Genomic DNA, 19,554 nt, shown 5'->3' with positions numbered 1-19,554 from the left:
AGGAAAAAAATTGACTTTACTTACAAATCCAGTTATAGTAAGCGTTTTATTGATGAGCTTACTTTGTTTATTTCGTTTTAATGTGCTTTTAAGCCTTTTAATTTCAGCACTTGTAGCAGGAATGCTAGATCATATGCCATTAACAGAGAGTATGAATGTTTTGATTGATGGTATGCAAGGCAATTTAAAAACGGCTTTAAGTTATGTTATTTTGGGCGCGATCGCTGCAGCCATTTCTCGCACTCACTTAACAGCGTATTTGATTAAAATAGTAAGTCATTTTATTTCTCATAAAAAATATTTATTGATTTTATCCATTGCTATAATTTCTTGTTTTTCTCAGAATTTAATCCCTATTCACGTGGCTTTTATTCCTTTGCTTATACCGCCACTTTTAAGTTTGTTTAATCGCTTAAAGATAGATCGTAGGGCAGTTGCTTGTGCATTAACTTTTGGTCTTACAACTCCTTATATGGTTTTGCCTGTTGGATTTGGTTTGACTTTCCAAGATCTTTTAAAAGATAATCTTGTAAAAAACGGCGTTAATGTAACTTTAAATGATGTCACTCATACGATGTATTTTGCAGCTATTTGTATGATTACTGGACTTTTTTTAGCGATTTTTGTTTTTTATCGCAAACCAAAGGAATATAAAGAAATAGAATTAGCTAAAATCGACTTAGAAAATTTGCAAATGACACGTAAAGAATGGGGTGTTTTAGCCGGATTGATTTTGACTTTAATTTTGCAACTTATCACTATGAATTTACCTTTATCTGGACTTTTAGGCTTTATTTTAATGGTCGTTTTAGGTGGGGTAAAATATAGCAATGTCAATGAAATTTTTGATGATGGGCTTAAGACTATGGGGTTTATCGCCTTTGTTATTCTTGTAGCAGCGGGATACGGAGAAGTTTTAAGACATGGTGGAGCGGTGCAAGAACTTGTTAATTTTGTGATTCCATGGATCAAGCAAAGCAAATTTTTAGCCATCTTTTTAATGCTTTTAATCGGACTTATCGTGACTATGGGTATAGGAACTTCTTTTGGAACGATTCCTATCATTGCGACACTTTTTTGTCCTATTTGTATAGAGCTTGGTTTTAGTATCCCTTTGACGATTTTTATTTTAGGGGTAGCTGGAGCCTTAGGAGATGCTGGAAGTCCTGCTAGTGAAACCACAATGGGAACAACTGTGGGCTTAAATGCTGATAAACAGCACGATCATATTAAAGATACTTGCATACCAACTTTTATTTTTTACAATGGCCCTTTACTGATTTTAGGAAGTATTATCGCTATGTTTTTATAGCGTCTAGTTTATATTCTTATTTATGTTATAATCCTTATAAATAGTGAAAAACAATTTATAAGGAGTAAAGATGAATTTAGAGGATATTTTAGAAAAAAATCAAAGCATAGGACTTTATGATTCTAAAAATGAGCATGATGCTTGTGGGATTGCTGCTGTTGCTAATATACGCGGTATTGCTTCTTATAAGGTTATTTGTAATGCTTTAGAAATTTTGATGAATCTAGAGCATAGAGGAGGTTTTGGAGCTGAAGAAAATTCAGGAGACGGAGCTGGAATTTTAATCCAAATTCCGCACGATTTTTTTAAAACTCAAGAATTAGGCTTTGAACTTCCAAAAAAAGGCGATTATGCTGTTGCACAAATGTTTTTATCTCCTAATTTAGAGGCTAAAGAGGAAGCTAAGGCTATATTTTTACAAGGTTTAAAAGATAAAAATCTTGAATTTTTAGGTTTTAGAGAAGTTCCTTTTAATCCTAGCGATATAGGAGAGAGTGCCTTAAGAGCTATGCCTTATTTCTTACAAGCCTTTGTAAAAAAGCCTGATGAAATAAATGCAGGAATTGAATTTGAAAGAGTGCTTTATAGCTGCCGTCGTTTGATAGAAAAAAGGGCTTTACATGTGCCTAAATTTTATTTTTCTAGCTTTTCTTCTAGGACTATTGTTTATAAAGGAATGTTGCTTTCTACACAATTGAGTGATTTTTATCTTGATTTTAAAGATGTCAATATGAAATCAGCTATAGCCTTAGTGCATTCTCGTTTTTCTACCAATACTTTTCCAAGTTGGGAAAGAGCACATCCAAATCGTTATATGGTGCATAATGGTGAGATTAATACTATACGAGGTAATGTTGATGGCATCAGATCAAGACAAGATTTGATGCAAAGTGATTATTTTGAAAATTTAGATGAAATTTTTCCAATCATTGCTAAAGAAAGCAGTGATTCTGCCATGTTTGATAATACTTTAGAATTTTTAGCTTTAAATGGCAGAACTTTAGAAGAAGCTTTTATGATGATGGTGCCTGAACCTTGGCATAAAAATGAAAATATGCAAAGTCATAAACGTGCATTTTATGAGTATCATTCTTTATTAATGGAGCCTTGGGATGGTCCTGCTGCGATTGTTTTTACAGATGGTGTGATTATGGGGGCGAGTTTAGATAGAAATGGTTTTCGTCCTTCAAGGTATTACCTTACAAAAGATGATATGTTGATACTTTCTAGTGAAACAGGAGCTTTAAAAATCGATGAAAAAAATATCAAAGCTAAAAAACGTTTAGAGCCAGGAAAACTTTTACTTGTCGATACTGCAAGAGGTAGGGTGGTAACTGATCATGAAATTAAAGAACATTATGCTAATGCTAAACCTTATCAAAAATGGCTTACAAATTTGATCGATCTTGAAAAACAAGATAGTGGAGCCTATAAGCACAAATTTTTAAAGCAAGATGAAATTTTTAAACTTCAAAAAATTTTTGGTTGGGATGAGGTCGAACTTAGTATTAAAGCTATGGCACAAAATGCTAAAGAAGAGATTATTTCTACAGGAGTTGATACGCCTTTGGCTGTTTTATCTAAAAACTATCAACCTTTGTATAATTATTTTAAGCAGCTTTGTGCGCAAGTGACCAATCCTCCGCTTGATTCTATACGAGAAGAAATCGTAACCTCAACGAGAATTTATTTAGGTTGTGAAGGAAATTTATTAAAGCCTGATGAAAAGAACGCGAAACGTGTAAAAATTTCTTTACCAATTATTACGAATGAAGAATTGTTTGAGATTAGATCTTTGAAAAATTTTAAAGTGAAAGAATTTTCTATACTTTATGATTATTCTAAAATGAATTTAGAAAAGGCTTTGGATAATCTTTTTATAGAAATAGAAAAAGAGATAAAAAAAGGAACTTCTATCGTGATTTTAAGCGATAAAGGAGCCGATGAAAATAATGCTTATATCCCTGCTTTACTTGCGGTTTCTGGGGTGCATAATTATTTGGTTAGAAAAAATTTAAGAACACATACAAGTATCATTATAGAAAGTGCAGAACCTAGAGAAATTCATCATTTTGCTTGTCTTTTGGGTTATGGTGCGACTGTGATCAATCCTTATTTGGTTTATGAAAGTATTTATAAACTCATTCAAGATAAAGAACTTGATTTAAGTTATGAAAAAGCGGTGGAAAATTTTATCCATGCAAGTTCAAATGGCATAGTAAAAATCGCCTCTAAAATGGGTGTTTCTACTTTGCAAAGTTATAATGGATCGGCACTTTTTGAATGCTTGGGATTAAATTCTAAAATGATTGATAAATATTTTGGCTCTACTGTCTCTCGTATAGAGGGTATTAGTTTGCATGATTTTGAAAAAGAATTTCTTCATTTTTACAAAAATGCTTTTAATGAGCAAACTTTTAAAGAGGAACATTTAATCGATCCTATGATTGTTTTTAATCTTCAAAAGGCGTGTCAAAATAATGATTATAAAATTTTTAAAAAGTATTCTTCTTTGGTTGATGAAAAACAAGTGACATTGCGTTCTTTAATGGAATTTGATTTTAATGAAGCTATCAGCATCGATAAAGTAGAAAGTGTAGAAAGCATAGTAAAACGTTTTAGAACTGGTGCAATAAGCTATGGATCAATTTCTAGAGAAGCTCATGAGTGTTTGGCTATGGCGATGAATAAAATAGGTGCAAAGTCAAATTCAGGTGAGGGTGGGGAAGATGAAGAACGCTATGAAAGCGATAAAAATTCTGCTATAAAACAAGTTGCAAGCGGCCGTTTTGGAGTGGATTTAAATTATTTAATCCATGCAAAAGAAATTCAAATTAAAGTTGCTCAAGGGGCAAAACCTGGAGAAGGGGGACAATTGCTAGGTTTTAAAGTTTATCCTTGGATCGCAAAAGCTAGACATTCTACTCCAGCTGTTACTCTTATTTCTCCGCCACCACATCATGATATTTATTCTATTGAAGATTTGGCTCAGCTTATTTATGATTTAAAAAATGCAAACAAGGATGCGAAAATTTCAGTAAAACTCGTCAGTGCAAATGGTATAGGAACCGTTGCTGCTGGTGTTGCAAAATCAGGAGCTAATTCTATTTTAATTTCAGGTTATGATGGAGGAACAGGAGCGAGTGCTAGAACTTCAATTTTACATGCGGGAATTCCTTGGGAGTTAGGACTTACTGAAGCACACCAAACCCTTATTTTAAACAAGCTTAGAGATAGAATAAAATTAGCAGTTGATGGCAAACTCATGACAGGAAGAGATTTGGCCATAGCAGCACTTTTAGGGGCTGAAGAATTCGGATTTGCAACAGCAGTTATGATTGTAATGGGATGTAGTATGAATAAGGTTTGCCATCTTAATACTTGTCCAGTTGGAATTGCCACTCAAGATGCAAAGCTTAGAAAGAATTTTAAAGGTAAGGTGGATGAGGTTGTTAATTTTATGTATTTTATAGCAGAAGAGTTAAGAGAATACATGGCTAAATTAGGTTTTGAACGTTTAGACGATATGATAGGTCGTGTGGATAAACTTCATCAAAAAAATGCACAAGCTAAAGCAGGAAAAATTAATTTAGATAAAATTTTAAAATCTTTATCCACTTACAATAAAACCGCAGTGCATTTTAAAGATTATAAAGATAATAAACTTGAAAAAACGATTGATTATAGAATTTTACTCCCGCTTTGTAAAAATGCTATAAAAGAACCGATCAAACTTTCTTTAGAAGTGGGCAATCAAAGCAGGACTTTTGCGACTATGCTTTCAAGTGAAATTTTAAAAACTCATGGAAAAGATGCTTTAATGGAAGATAATATCCATATTAAAGCTATAGGAAATGCTGGAAATAGCTTTGGAGCTTTTTTGATCAAAGGGATCAAGCTTGAGATCATCGGAGATAGTAATGATTATTTAGGCAAAGGTTTAAGTGGAGGAAAAATCATTGCTAAAATTTCAGATGAGGCGACTTTTTCACCCGAAGAAAATATCATCGCAGGAAATGCTTGTTTGTATGGTGCAACTGAAGGTGAAGTGTATCTTGATGGCATAGCTGGAGAGAGATTTTGTGTGAGAAATTCAGGTGCTAAAGCTGTGGTTTTAGGAATGGGAATTCATGGATGCGAGTATATGACAGGTGGGCTTGTAGTCGTGCTTGGTGATGTGGGTGCTAATTTTGCAGCTGGAATGAGTGGAGGTGTTGCTTACATACTAGGAAGGCACAATGAAGTTCATGTTAATACGGAGCTTGTGGATATTAAGGATTTAAACGCTAAAGACGAAAAAGAATTAAAAAAGATGATAGAAAAACATATTTTTTATACCGATTCAAAAAAAGCTAAGGATATACTAGATAAATTTGATAAGAAAGATTTTTTTAAGATTATGCCAAGGGATTATGAAAAGATGTTAAAAATGCTTGAAATTTGCAAGCATGAAAAAGATCCAAGTTTAGCAGCTTTTTTGAAAATCACACAAGGATAAAAATAAACTAAAATGATAATTTCATTTTAGTTTAAAACTTTTTCTATGTAGTTTGCAAGTTCCAAATTTGGCTATTAATTTCCTATGGGTTTTGGTGCCATAGGCTTTATTTTTTTCAAATTCATAACAAGGGAATTCTTTAGCCAAAAAATTCATAACTCTATCTTTGCTTACTTTTGCAAGTATGCTAGCTGCGCTTACTTGTAAAATTTTAGCGTCTGCCTTAACTAGGGTTTTAATGCCACTAATTCCAAAATTTGTATTGCCATCGTATAAAAAATGAGAATATGTTTTAAAATGCCTTTTTATAAGTGCTAAGCCTGTTTTTAAACAAGCACTAAGCCCTAGAGTGTCAATTTGATCGGATGAAAAAGCTAAGATGAGATAATTTGAATCTTGTATGATGATTTCATAAAGTTCTTCGCGTTTTTTTTCGCTGAGTTTTTTAGAATCGCAAAGTCCATCTATTTTTTTATTAAGCTTACAAGCTGCCATCATCATAGGACCCGCTAAAGCCCCACGTCCTGCTTCATCTATGCCTATTAAATTTTCATCATACCTAGGTAAAAGTTCATTATCTGAAAATAAAAGTTTCATAGAAATATTTTACTAAATTTATCTAAGAGGAGTTACAAGCCTTAATATAAGGCTTGCTTAATTAACCTAAAAATTCTCTTTTAAAGTATTCTCTTGGAGCTTTACATAAAGGACAAGCAGCAGGAGCTTTTTTGCCACGATGGATATGTCCGCAAACTTCGCAAACCCATAAATCTTCTTCTTCGCTGTTAAAGAATTCTTCCTCTTCAAGCATTTTTTTAAGAGCTAGATATTCTCTTTCGTGTTCAATCTCTACTTTTCCAATAGCAGTAAATAATCTTGCTATAGCTTTTTTGCCTTCATCTTCTGCGATTTTTGCAAAATTTGGATACATGGTTGTATGTTCGTAATTTTCACCTTCTGCTGCGCTTACAAGATTTTTTGTTGTTATTTCTAAAGGTTTGCCATCTACGATTTCATGATAAGCTTTAAATTCAGCCCTTGCGTGCCATTTTTCATTTTCGGCAGCTTCTCTAAAATGTCTAGCAACTGCATGCCATCCTTCTTCTTCTGCAATATCAGCAAACAAGTCGTATTTGTTTCTAGCCATAGATTCTCCTGCAAAAGCTTTCATGAGATTTACAGCTGTCAAATCTGTTGTAATGCATTGCATTTCTTCGCCACAACAGGTAAGTTTTCCTCCACCTACAACTTGAATTTCAACTTCGTTGCCACATTTTGAACACTTATAAGTTTCGTATTGTCTCATTTAGACTCCTTTTTTAAGATAAGTGTGTATTGTATTATAAAAAAATACTTCTGTCAATTGATAATTTTTATCAATTATAAATACTTGATGAAATTGCAAAGCATCTAATTCATGATGCTTTTATATTTCAACTTCTTTCGTGATACGATTTCTTATATCTCGACGCACGATTTCTATACCCCAAAGCCAAACTATGTGTCCAAAAATTTCAGATAAATGTTCATCAAAAGGAATTTCTGAAAGAGGTGGAACTTCTGCAATTAAAGGCATAACAATTACATGGGCAAAAAGATAAACAAAAAAGCCAAAAACAGCTCCTTGGCACATTGTGATTTTATGCCATTTCTCTGCTATCATGCAATATGCTATTGCAAATACAATAGAAAATCCCACATGGACTATAAAAATTGACAAAGGCATTTGCATACCTGAAAATGTATAAGTCCAATCCGTAGGTAACCCTAATTGCTCTAGAAAAATTTTAGGTGGAGTTACGCGTTCTAATGCATCTACTGGCCAAAATACATTAGGATTTCGTGGAGGAAAAGGCACTTCCCATCCCCATTTTACAATTGCACCAAAAACACCTGCTAAAATCCCTATAAAAAATGCTAGAGTATATTTTCTATCAGTTTTCATAGTCTCTCCTTTTTTTGGATTTTGATTATAATTTCATTCTACCGCATTCAATATATCTTGTCAATAAATTTATTTTAAATTTTAAAGTATTCTTTAAGTTTTGTGCATATTTCAAAAAAATTGACTCCATCTATAGTGCGGTTTTTTTCAAAAAATTCATACATTCCTAAAAAACCACCTTCAAGTTCTTTGGACTTAACCCCATAGCTTATACTAAGTCCTGCTTCTATAAAAGCAGCGAGTTTATCACAGTATTTTAAAGCTTTTCCATCAATCGCTCCAAAATCATTTTCATTAAAAGAACTCAAGCTCCCACTACAAAGTTCTATTTTTTTATTTTTATAGGTGCGATTTTCAAATTCATTTTTTACAAAATTAGGTTCTCCAGCTCTTCCTTCTCTAATGCCTAGTATAAAAGAAAATTCCGCTCTTAAATTTTCAGGTACAAAAGGAAGAATTTTTTCATTGATTAGTTTCATTTCATAATCATTTATAATTTCATGAAGACCTTCTATGCCATATTTAACAGGACTAATAATATCTCTTGTAAGGCTTTCTGGCAAGTCATGAAATAAAGCGCAATAAAAATTATTTTCTAATCTTTTATCACAAGCTTTGATTTTTAAAGAATAAAAATAACCCAAAATTGCAACTACTAACATATGTCCAAGCACTGCAGTTTCTGGAATTCTTGGAGTTTGTGCCCAACGTTTTTGAAAGCGTAATCTTCCGCTAAGATCGATTATTTTTGCTATTTTTTGATTTAGAGCGATTTTTCTAGCTCCTATTAACTCGTAATAATCTTCCAATTCTTCTTCAACTTTGTTTTTAATATCGTCAATATCATTTAAAAAAGCTGAGGTTTGATAAACGATATTAAATTCCCATCTAGTAGCAAAATAAGAAGCAGCCTTTAAAATGAGTCTTTCTTTAGCATAGGAATTATTATTAAGATAATTTTCAAAACGTTTAAGAAATTCTCCATCTTCAATATCTGCTATCATGGGCTCGATTTTGCTTAAAACCCAAGCATTAACCTCATCTTTTTTTTGACGCACGATTTCATGATAAACATCAGGGCGTATATCGGTCACCACAACGCGACTTAAAAACTCAAAAATACCCCCTTCTATAATCATTTTCATATCAACATCTTTTTCCATTTTAGCAATAAAATAAGCAATAATAAATTTATGCGCTTGTTTATCAAGCTCAACTAAATTTGCCATTCTTGGGTAATCATTCCAGCGACTAATGGAAGCGGCTTTAAAAATGTGTTCTATGAGTTTTATATTTATCATAAAATTGCCTTTTTATATTTTTAGATTAAAAAATTCGTTAAAATTACAAAAATTATAACAAATTAAGGATAAAAATGAGTAAAAAAGCACTTTGCATAATCAGCGGTGGAATGGACAGCACTTTGTGTGCTTATTTGGCAAAAAAAGAAGGCTATGAGATCGTAGCTTTGCATTTTGATTATGAACAAAGAACTCAAGAAAAAGAAAGAGAATGTTTTAAAAAAATTTGCCAAGCTTTAAAAGTTGAAAAATTTTATATTTTGGATGTAAGTTTTATTAAGATCATAGGAGGAAATGCTTTAACTAATAAGGAGTTAAATATACCTAAAAATGAACTTCTTTTAAATAGCGACACTCCGCCTATAACCTACGTTCCTTTTCGCAATGGAATTTTTTTAAGCATTGCAGGATCTTTAGCTGAAAAAGAAAATTGTGAAAGTATTTTTATAGGGGTTGTGGAAGAAGATGGTAGTGGTTATCCTGATTGTACTTGTGAATTTATAGAAAAAGCAGAGAGTTTTATCAATAATGGAACGAGTAAAAATTTTAAAGTTTCACTAAAAACTCCGCTTATAAATCTCAATAAAGGGCAAATCGTTGAGTTAGCTTTAAAAGAAAATGTACCTTTGGAGCTTACTTGGTCTTGTTATGAAAGCAATGATGAAGCTTGTGGGGAATGTGATAGCTGTTTGCTTCGTTTAAAAGGTTTTAAAAAAGCAGGAATAAAAGATAGGATTAAATATAAAAATGATTAGACACTATAAAGAATTAAGCAAAACTCAAATAGAAAAGCTTTTAGGGCTTTGGGAAGAAAGTGTTAAGGCAAGTCATGATTTTTTGGATGAAAAGAATTTTAAAATCATTAAAAAATATTTAATGGAATTTGATTTTAAAGGATTAGAATTTTTATTTGCTTATGAAAAAGATGAATTGGCAGGTTTTTTAGGTTTTCATCAAGAAGAAATTCAAATGCTTTTTATACACCCTTCGTTTTTTAATCGAGGTTTTGGATCTCAACTTTTAAAAAAGGCGATGCAGGATTTTAAGTTAAATAAAGTAGAAGTTAATTTTGACAATACAAAAGCTTTAAAATTTTATCAAAAATTTGGTTTTCAAATCGTAGGGGAATATCAAGATGATTTTGGATTTAAGCTTTTAAAAATGCAAAAGTCCTAGCTTTAACTAGGACTTGAGTTTTAATTTAGAGTAAAGAGTTTATTTGCTCCATCTTGATAAGAAAGAATATTTATTTTTCCATCTTTAAAGAAAATACTTCTTGCATTAGTTATAGTATTTGGAAAAGATAGAGTTTTAACAACTTCTTCTTTAACTGGATCAATCACTGCTATAACATTATGATTTTTACTTAAAGCGTATATTTTTCCATCTTTATCAGTCATTGAAGTAACATAAAGATCCCCTAAAGTTTTACCTTCTTTAAGATCTGCTTTTGGTGTAAATTCTCCAGATAAAACAAGATCTTTTAAAGAGTATTTAGAAATAACAAAGGTTTTAGCGTCTTTATTGTTTGGAACTGTAGCAAGATAAAAATATTGATCATCTGTAGTCATACTTGCTACGTGATTAAATTTAGATCTTATAGTGCTTAATCTTCCACGGCCTAGATCTTTTCCTTGACCTTCAAAGTGATTAGCTCCTTTTACAAAATCAGCATATTGTAAAGTGTCGTCCGCATTTGGATTTTTCTTAAATCTTAAGAAAGATTTATTAGAACCCATAAGGATAAATTTATCATTCATATAAGGAATAATTCCTACGATAGGATCGATGCTTGCTGAAAAATATGGATCAAGCTCAAAGCTATCTTTTGTAGTGAAGTTGTTGTCTAAGAAATAAACATCCCATTTAGAACTTGCTACAAATTCATTGTTGATAAAATCTAGTGTATTAATCGCTTTATTAAAGCTAATGGTTTGTTCATCTAATATTTTTAGATTTTCATCAATTTTTGCAAACGGAGAATTATTGACATCATTATCAAATTTAATTCCTAGTTTATCACTTGCTGGTGCAAAAGCATAATCAGGAGCTTTAACATCTCGTTTTCCTAAGAAAGAGATATTTTGCCATAATCCATTCCAGCTATCTGTGCTCCAAATTATATATTTTGGATTAAGGGTAAATCTTACAGGATCTCCTTGACCTACATAAGGAAATACGCCAGTTCCAACAAAAGCTTGAAAAACATTTGAAGCTACAATAATAGTGCTAATAACAACAGCAGCAAGTGAGAAGCCTGTGTATTTTCTAAATTTTTCACCATTTAATTCTTTATCAAAGGCGCTGAATTTTGGTGCAAAAATAAAAATGAAACCTAAAAGCAATACAACTGCCCAAAATACAACTTCAGCCCAAAAATAGGTATGAATTCCAAAAACAGGCAAACCAAAACCTTGATCTAAATCTTCCATGGCATGATTTCCAAAATGCGCAAAAGACTGATAAAGACCCGCTGCAGTCATGATTAAAAGAGCAGCTAGATATTTTCCTTTCATTCCATAGCGAACTATGAAAAGAGCCATTACTCCGATAAAAATCATCGCTTCTCTTTGTCCCCAGCAAAGCACACAAGGGCTGTCAGCTAGAAAATAACCAAAAATAATATTTGCAGTTCCTACGGGTAAAAGTATGATTAAAAAACCCGCTAGACACATTAAGGTATAAAATTTTTTTGCTTTATTAATTTCGTTCATTTTTTATCCTTCTTACAAATTCATTATGGTTAAAAGTCCAGTTGATTTGTGACCAACATAAAAAACAATCATCATAAGCCAAGCTATCATCACTAAACTAAAAGCCAGATTTTCTTTTTCTGGTTTTTTAATGATGAGTATTAAGGCAACAAAAATTAATAAAAGTTCCAAAAACTCCATAATAACTCCTTTTTAGCTAAAGTTATTAAATTGTACCCCATTAAAATAAAATAAACATAAAATATTTAATCCGTATTTATAAAATACGGAAAAAATTATTTGAAATTATTAAGTTTTTGTGAAAGTTTGGAAGCTCCATTGAAGACATTGCTAGAAATATTATTAATTTCACAAGAAAGATCTTTGATAAGGTTAGCAAGTTCATTTACTTTATCAACGCTATCTCTTAAAATAACCATTTTTTCTTGCACTTGCGTACTTTTATCTTTCATAAATTGAGTCGATTGTATAGAGCTTTCTAACTTGTGCATAGAGTTAATGAGTTCTTGTTGCAAGCTATTGGTTTTGTCAGAAGTTTCTTTCATGGATTCGTGAATAAGATCCATTAAAGATTTATTATCATTGATCTGCTGTACGATAGTATTAACAGTAGCATTGATACTTAAAAGAGATTTACTTGTTTTATCGGCAAGTTTTCCAACCTCATCAGCAACGACTGCAAAACCTCGTCCATGTTCTCCTGCTCTAGCTGCTTCAACAGCTGCGTTAAGGGCAAGTAGATTGGTTTGATCGGCTATATCTCTAACAGAATTAGTAATTTCTATAATATTGTCGGCACTTTGGGTTAAATTATCCATATTGACAACAACATTTTGCTCTTTTGCATTGTTTTCATTAATAAGATTAACAAGTTGAGTAAGAGTGCTTCCAACTTTATTCATCAATAAATGCATATCTTGCATATTATCAACGCTTTCTTGTGCCAAATTTCCAGCTAGTATAATGTGATCATCTAAAACATTAGTAATTTCTTTCACATTTTCAATTTGATTATTTTGAGAATTAGAACTCTCTTCAAGTGTGTTAGCGTTGTTTTTTAGTTGTTCGGAATTTTTATGATTGGCTTCTGCATTTTCAATAGCTTCAAGTACAGAATTTTGAACAACTGAAATAAAAGAATTGATGTGTGCAGCACTTTGTCCTAGTTCGCTTTTTGGATCTATATTTAAGCGAGAGGATAAGTTGGCTTCTTTACTGGCTAAATTAGTACTTAGCTTTTCTAAGATTCTTACAGGAATAATGATTTTTTTCAAAGTAATAGAGATAAATAAAATCAGTAAAACAAAAACCAAAACAAAAACCCCAATTGCTACGTATAGTTTTTGTATATTAATTTTATCAATGTTTGATTGTGTGATTTGATTAAGGCGATTGAGTTCCTTAGCTAAAGTAGAATTAGTATAAATAGTTGATTCGCTTTGCATAATTTGGATTTGTTTTAAGATCATTTTATAATGGGTTGCAAAAAGATCTAAAGTATCATTATTTTTCATCATTGATAAATTTTGTATCAAGGCATCTAAATGTTTTAATGTGGTTTTTTCTAAAACATTTTCTGTGGCAACAATTCTAAGAATAGCATTCATTGTCTTTAAATTTTGAGAATCTTTTTTGCTTAAATTATTTTCAGTTTCATTGAAATAATCTTTAGCTAATTCAAAAAGATAAAATTTAGAATTTACGGCGATGGAATTAGCCGATTTGAAATGATCTAATTGTGCTAATTTTTCTTTAAAAATAGCTTCAGCATGAGAATCATCAATCCCTAATTCTTTAAGCTTTTTTAACATATCTTCCATTTGTTTAACAGCTGCAACACTTTCATCATAGTTGATAAAATTAAAGCTATTTTGAAAAACTTTATCGATGCGTGTATTTAAAATTTGAAGCGTCTGTAAAGTATTTATAATTTCTTTAGTATTTTTACTTGAGGTGTAATTATTGAAAATAATTCCTAATAATATAAAAATAGCAACCAGTGTGCAAATTGCTAAAAAAATAAATTGATATAAAAAAGAAATTTTTTTATTGGATGCTGTCATGATATTCTCCTGTTAAACTTTCTAGAAAAGCTACTATATCATCTACGGTTTCTTGATCTAAAAATTTTCCAAGTTGATAATAGGCCATAAACTGAACACAAGCATCCAAAGTCGGTATACTTCCATCATGATAGTAAGGGGCTGTTTTGGCTATATTTCTAAGACTTGGTACTTTAAATACCATTTTATCACTCTCTTTATTTGTGATCTCATAGCGTCCTAAATTTTCTTGATTAGGATATTCTTGAAAAATGCCAATTTTTTGAAACATATTGCCCCCTATATTTTGCCCTTGATGGCAAGAAATACAACCTTGAGCTTTAAATTCTTCATAGCCTCTTTTTGCTTTTTCAGAAATTGCATTTTTATCTCCTTTTAAATATCTGTCAAAAGGAGAATTTGGAGTGATGAGCGTTTTTTCAAATTCTGTAATTGCATCAGCTATGTTATCTACGCTAACTTCCCCATAAATGTCTTTAAAACTTTTTACATAATCAGTATTTGCATTGACTTGTTTTAAGAGAAATTCTGGAGTTAGACCCATTTCCTTAGGATTAAATAAAGGCACCTTTGCTTGTTCTTGTAAATTTTGTGCCCGTCCATTCCAAAATTGGACAAAATTAAACACAGAATTAAAAGTCGTTGGTGTGTTAAAAGGCGTGTCTAATTGATTATTCACCCCTGTTGAATTTGTGGTATTATCCACTCCATAATTATTAATATTATGGCAGGTATTGCAAGATACTTTTCCATCTTTAGATAAAGAGGTATCCATATATAATTTTTTTCCAAGGATAGCTTTTTGTTTATCATAAGGTATTTTATCTGGAAGTGGGGTGATCATATCAATTGCAAATGTTGTTGTTATTAAAAATAGCATTGTATAAAATATTTTCATTGTTTAGTTTCCTTGTTTTTAAAAGTTTTATAATCATAATGTAAAATTTATTAATTAATAATAAATTTTTAAAGCATTAGATATATAAGGCTTGTATAAATTCATTTTCAATATTTTTTTTAGAATCAATGATAAATTGATGATCTCTAAAAATGAATTTTAATGTTTTAGCATGCAAACATAAGCGTTTAGCACCTGTTAGATGGATTCTTTCTTCCAAATTTATTTTTTCATCCAATATCGCTTCAATTTCTTCTTTTTTTAAGCCATAAAGTGGATCGCCTAATATAGGATATTTTGCATGGTGTAAGTGAATTCTTATTTGATGCTGTCTTCCTGTTAAGGGTTTGCAAAGTAAAAGTGTGCAATTGTGCTTAGGAAAAAAATTCAAAATTTCAAATTCGGTCAAAGCTTGTTTTCCTTTTTCGCAAATTTGCATTCTGGTTTTTACATCGTGATAATTTTTGATTAAATCTATACAAGCATCAATTTTGAAATTTTTTTCTACTTTTCCTAAAACCAAAGCTAAATATTCTTTTTGAATCTGTCTTTTTTCAAACATGGTTTTAAATTCAATTTGAGCATATTTATTTTTTGCAACGAGGATTAAACCGCTGGTTTCTTTATCAAGACGATGGGCTATACAAGCTTGCTTTCCCCATAAATGCCAAATTTCATCACTAAGGCTATATTGACAATGCCTTCCATTAGGATGGCTAAGAACGCCACTTGGTTTTTCAAGTACGGCAAAATCTTCATTTTCAAATACAATCTCCACTCCCTTTGGATGGGTTTCATAAACAATTAATTCTACCGTTCCATTTAAAATTTTATTTTTTTCTTCAACTAAATTTCCATCGCAAAAAAGTCTTTTTTTATCGATCAGTCTTTGTGCCTCATTTATGGGAATTTTTAAGGCCTCCATAAGGACTTGAAACGCCTTTTTTCCATTATTAGGTAGTTTTGTTTTGATATAGGGCATTTAACTTCTTTCTTAGAATTTTTTAGATAAAATTCCATTTTTTCATTTTAAAATTATAACTAAAAAGGTTTAAAAGCATGGTTGCAAGATATAGCAGAGAAATTATGGCTAAAAAATGGGATGTTAAAGCCAAATATGATGCATGGTTAAAAGTAGAATTAGCAGCTGTAAAAGCTTGGAATAAATTAGGTCTTATTAATGATACTGACTGTGAAAAAATCTTAAAAAATGCAAAATTTGACATTGATAGAATTGATGAAATTGAAAAAACAACCAAACATGATGTTATAGCTTTTCTTACAAGTGTGAGTGAAAGTTTGGGAGAAGAGAGTCGCTTTGTGCATTATGCAATGACGAGTTCTGATTGCATTGATACTGCGGTTGCTTTACAAATCAAAGAAAGTTTGGAGCTTATCTTAGAGGATATTTCATTGCTTTTAGAAGCCATAAAAAAACGTGCCATGGAGCATAAAAATACTTTAATGGTTGGAAGAAGTCATGGAATTCATGGTGAGCCTATAACTTTTGGTTTGGTTATGGCAATTTGGTATGATGAAATTTTGCACGCTAAAGATCTTATAGAGCACGCTAAAGAAGTGATTAGTTATGGAAAAATCAGCGGTGCAATGGGAAATTTCGCCCACGCTCCTTTGGAATTTGAAGAAGAGGTTTGCAAAAATTTAGATCTTAAACCTGCTCCAGTTTCAAATCAAGTTATCCAAAGAGATCGTTACGCACAAGTGATTTCAGCTATTGCGATTTTAGCTTCATCTTGTGAGCAAATCGCTGTGGCAATAAGGCATTTTCAAAGAACGGAAGTTTATGAGGCTGAAGAATTTTTTAGTGCAGGGCAAAAAGGAAGTTCGGCAATGCCACATAAGAGAAATCCAGTTTTGAGTGAAAATATTACAGGACTTTGCAGAGTTCTTCGATCTTTTGTTACTCCAGCATTGGAAAATGTTGCACTTTGGCATGAAAGAGATATTTCTCATTCTAGTGTAGAGAGATTTATTTTACCTGATGCTTTTATAACAGCAGATTTTATGCTTGCACGTCTTACAAATTTGATCGAAAATCTTTTAGTTTATCCAGAAAATATGATGAAAAATTTAAATCTTACCGGAGGACTTGTTTTCTCTCAACGTGTTTTACTAGAACTTCCTTTTAAAGGAATTAGTCGTGAGGAAGCTTATAAAATCGTTCAAAGAAATGCTATGAAGGTATGGGCTGATTTGCAAAATGGCAAAGAAGCAATCAATGATAAAAACGAAAGTTTATTTTTAATCGCACTTTTAAATGATGAAGATTTAAGAAAAAGTTTAAGCGAAGAAGATATACGTAAATGTTTTGATTATAATTACTATACAAAAAATATTGATGCTATTTTTGCAAGAACATTTAAATAATTAAGCAAGGAAAACAATGAAAGTTATAAAAAGAAATGGCCGAACAGAAGAGTTAGATATTTCTAAAATTAAAAAATGCACTTCCGATGCTGTGAGAGATTTAGAAGGTGTGAGTTTAAGTGAGTTAGAGCTTGATGCAAAAATTCAGTTTAGGGATGGAATTTCAACCGAAGAAATTCAAAAAACTCTTATTAAAACGGCTGTAGATAAGATAGATATTGATTGTCCAAATTGGACTTTTGTTGCTGCTAGACTTTTTTTGTTTGATTTGTATAAAAAAGTTAATGGTATGAATCGCTATAATCACCTACGTGATTATTTTGAAAGAGGGGAAAAAGAAGGAAGAATTTTATTAGGCTTAAAAGAAAAATATGATTTAGATGATTTAAATGACTATATTAAGCCTGAACGCGATATGCAATTTACTTATTTGGGTGTTAAAACTTTATATGATCGCTATTTGATCAAAGATAGCAAGGGTATGCCCATAGAACTTCCACAGCAAATGTTTATGGCTATAGCTATGTTTTTGGCGCAAAATGAATTTAATCCTGGAGAATGGGCTAAAAAATTTTATGATTTGATCTCTAAATTTGAAATTATGCTTGCTACTCCAACTCTTTCAAATGCTAGAACCACTAGACATCAACTCAGTTCTTGTTATATAGGAAGCACTCCTGATAATATTGAAGGAATTTTTGATTCTTATCAAGAAATGGCACTTTTATCTAAATTTGGTGGTGGTATAGGTTGGGATTGGTCTAAAGTTCGTGCTATGGGTGGAAGCATAGACGGACATAAAAATGCAGCCGGAGGGATTATTCCTTTTTTAAAAATTACAAATGATATTGCGGTGGCTGTAGATCAACTTGGAACTAGAAAAGGTGCTATTGCGGTTTATATAGAGCCTTGGCATATGGATATAGGTGATTTTATAGATTTAAGAAAGAATTCCGGAGAGGAAAGACGTAGAGCACATGAGCTTTTCCCTGCTTTATGGATCAATGATCTTTTTATGAAAAGGGTTAGAGCTAATGATAAATGGACGCTTTTTGATCCTGCTGATACAGCTGATTTGTGTGATTTGTATGGTGAAGAATTTGAAAAACGTTATGAAGAATATGAAAAAGATGAAAATATAGTTAAAGAAATCGTAGAGGCTAAAGAGCTTTGGAAAAAAATATTGTTAAATTATTTTGAGACAGGTTTGCCATTTTTATGTTTTAAAGATACTGCTAATAAAGCCAATCCAAATTCTCACGTTGGAATCATTAGAAGTTCAAATTTATGCACTGAAATTTTTCAAAATACCGATGCTAATTATTATCAAATTAAAGTTGTTTTTGAAAACGGCGATGAGAGACATTATGATGAAGAAGAGCGTGTTATTATAGATGGTGGCTATGAAAAATCAGCTAAGAAAATTTCAACTTTAGATAGTATTGATGGCAATAAAGTTTATATAGTTGAAAAATACAAAAATGACGGCAAAACCGCTGTGTGCAATTTGGCAAGTGTTAATTTAAGTAAAGTACATTCTAATGAAGATATAGAACGCGTTGTGCCTACGGCTATTCGTATGCTTGATAATGTGATCGATTTAAATTTTTATCCTCATAGAAAAGTAAAAGATACAAATTTAAAATCGCGTTCTATAGGGCTTGGAGTTATGGGAGAAGCACAAATGCTTGCTGAAGCTAGAATTCATTGGGGAAGTGAAGAGCATTTTGAAATGATTGATAGAATTATGGAAAAAATTAGTTTTGAGGCTATCAATGCAAGTTCTAATTTATCTATAGAAAAAGGATCTTATCCTGATTTTCAAGGATCAAACTGGAGTAAAGGAATTTTTCCTATTGATGTTGCTAATGAACAAGCTAAAGCTTTAACTTTAAGAGAAGGTTTGTTTAATCAAAGTGATTGTGATTGGAATAAACTTAGAGAAAAAGTAAAAAAAGATGGTATGAGAAATGGGTATTTAATGGCGATCGCTCCTACTTCTTCTATATCTATTTTGGTAGGAACCACTCAAACTATAGAACCTGTTTATAAGCGTAAGTGGTTTGAGCAGAATTTAAGCGGCATGATACCTGTTGTTGTTCCAAATTTAAGCCTTGAAACTTGGGAATATTATACTCCAGCTTATGAGCTTGATCAAAGAATTTTAGTAAAAGCAGCTGCTATACGTGGAAAGTGGATCGATCAAGGACAAAGTTTAAATATCTTTTTATCGCTAGATAAGGCAAGCGGAGGTTATCTTAATGAAATTTACCAACTCGCTTGGGAGCTTGGCGTTAAATCTACATATTATTTAAGAAGTGAAAGCCCTAATAGTGAAAAAGTCAATGTGGCCGATCGCAGCATAGAATGCGAGGGATGTCAGTAAAAAATTTTATTGAAGTTTTTAATCTTTTAAAAACTTCAAATTTAAAATG

At 31.6% G+C, this 19,554-nt stretch carries 15 protein-coding genes; 6 read left to right on the top strand and 9 right to left on the bottom strand.

What is annotated here, in order from left to right; translation table 11 throughout:
* The first annotated feature begins 10 nt into the window (after positions 1–10).
* Complete coding sequence (locus tag H2280_RS05090; RefSeq protein ID WP_137623880.1) at positions 11–1,312, top strand: Na+/H+ antiporter family protein; 1,302 nt, start codon at positions 11–13, stop codon at positions 1,310–1,312.
* A 70-nt stretch (positions 1,313–1,382) separates the two neighbouring features.
* On the top strand, positions 1,383–5,810 hold the full coding sequence (gene gltB, locus H2280_RS05085; RefSeq protein WP_337215876.1) for a glutamate synthase large subunit: 4,428 nt from the start codon (positions 1,383–1,385) through the stop codon (positions 5,808–5,810).
* Positions 5,811–5,831: 21 nt separating this feature from the next.
* On the opposite strand, the gene H2280_RS05080 is transcribed toward gltB, so the two are convergent.
* The 4 genes from H2280_RS05080 to H2280_RS05065 form a co-directional block, all read right to left on the bottom strand.
* The gene (locus tag H2280_RS05080) at positions 5,832–6,407 is read right to left on the bottom strand and encodes a ribonuclease HII (RefSeq protein WP_337215875.1); all 576 of its coding nucleotides are present in this window, start codon (positions 6,405–6,407) and stop codon (positions 5,832–5,834) included.
* Positions 6,408–6,468: 61 nt separating this feature from the next.
* Positions 6,469–7,116, bottom strand: a complete 648-nt coding sequence (locus H2280_RS05075; protein ID WP_137622688.1) for a ferritin family protein — start codon at positions 7,114–7,116, stop codon at positions 6,469–6,471.
* Positions 7,117–7,236: 120 nt separating this feature from the next.
* A complete protein-coding gene (locus H2280_RS05070) occupies positions 7,237–7,755 on the bottom strand; it encodes a YagU family protein (protein WP_137623883.1) in 519 nt (172 codons plus the stop codon).
* 74 nt (positions 7,756–7,829) lie between these two features.
* Positions 7,830–9,056 (bottom strand): HD domain-containing protein, encoded by a 1,227-nt coding sequence (locus H2280_RS05065; RefSeq protein WP_137623884.1) that lies wholly within the window; start codon positions 9,054–9,056, stop codon positions 7,830–7,832.
* A gap of 74 nt (positions 9,057–9,130) precedes the next feature.
* Between H2280_RS05065 and queC the strand changes: the two genes are divergently transcribed.
* Together queC and H2280_RS05055 are read left to right on the top strand one after the other, a co-directional pair.
* A complete protein-coding gene (queC, locus tag H2280_RS05060) occupies positions 9,131–9,811 on the top strand; it encodes a 7-cyano-7-deazaguanine synthase QueC (RefSeq protein WP_337215874.1) in 681 nt (226 codons plus the stop codon).
* Complete coding sequence (locus tag H2280_RS05055) at positions 9,804–10,232, top strand: GNAT family N-acetyltransferase (protein WP_337215873.1); 429 nt, start codon at positions 9,804–9,806, stop codon at positions 10,230–10,232. The genes queC and H2280_RS05055 overlap by 8 nt, the downstream gene beginning before the upstream one ends.
* Before the next feature lie 20 nt (positions 10,233–10,252).
* Here H2280_RS05055 and dsbI read toward each other — a convergent pair whose 3' ends face one another.
* The 5 genes from dsbI to H2280_RS05030 form a co-directional block, all read right to left on the bottom strand.
* Positions 10,253–11,770 carry a disulfide bond formation protein DsbI gene (gene dsbI, locus H2280_RS05050; protein ID WP_337215872.1) on the bottom strand — a complete coding sequence of 506 codons (1,518 nt, stop codon included), beginning with the start codon at positions 11,768–11,770 and terminating at the stop codon, positions 10,253–10,255.
* Positions 11,771–11,782: 12 nt separating this feature from the next.
* On the bottom strand, positions 11,783–11,950 hold the full coding sequence (gene dba, locus H2280_RS05045) for a disulfide bond formation protein Dba (RefSeq protein ID WP_137623888.1): 168 nt from the start codon (positions 11,948–11,950) through the stop codon (positions 11,783–11,785).
* A 95-nt stretch (positions 11,951–12,045) separates the two neighbouring features.
* Entirely contained in the window at positions 12,046–13,833 is a 1,788-nt protein-coding gene (locus H2280_RS05040) for a methyl-accepting chemotaxis protein (RefSeq protein WP_137623889.1), read from the bottom strand.
* Positions 13,817–14,731: a cytochrome-c peroxidase gene (locus H2280_RS05035; RefSeq protein ID WP_337215871.1), complete on the bottom strand. Its 915-nt coding sequence runs from the start codon at positions 14,729–14,731 to the stop codon at positions 13,817–13,819. The genes H2280_RS05040 and H2280_RS05035 overlap by 17 nt, the downstream gene beginning before the upstream one ends.
* A gap of 76 nt (positions 14,732–14,807) precedes the next feature.
* Positions 14,808–15,713: an RluA family pseudouridine synthase gene (locus H2280_RS05030; RefSeq protein ID WP_337215870.1), complete on the bottom strand. Its 906-nt coding sequence runs from the start codon at positions 15,711–15,713 to the stop codon at positions 14,808–14,810.
* A gap of 77 nt (positions 15,714–15,790) precedes the next feature.
* Here H2280_RS05030 and purB point away from each other — a divergent pair, with 77 nt between their 5' ends.
* Positions 15,791–17,119, top strand: coding sequence for an adenylosuccinate lyase (purB, locus tag H2280_RS05025; protein WP_337215869.1), 1,329 nt, complete (start codon positions 15,791–15,793; stop codon positions 17,117–17,119).
* A 16-nt stretch (positions 17,120–17,135) separates the two neighbouring features.
* Positions 17,136–19,505, top strand: coding sequence for a ribonucleoside-diphosphate reductase subunit alpha (locus H2280_RS05020; RefSeq protein ID WP_137623893.1), 2,370 nt, complete (start codon positions 17,136–17,138; stop codon positions 19,503–19,505).
* Positions 19,506–19,554: the final 49 nt, after the last annotated feature.

The sequence above is a fragment of the Campylobacter sp. 2457A genome (genome assembly GCF_020135895.1).
Lineage (GTDB): Bacteria > Campylobacterota > Campylobacteria > Campylobacterales > Campylobacteraceae > Campylobacter_D > Campylobacter_D taeniopygiae.
This window is presented reverse-complemented; position numbering and strand designations above follow the sequence as displayed.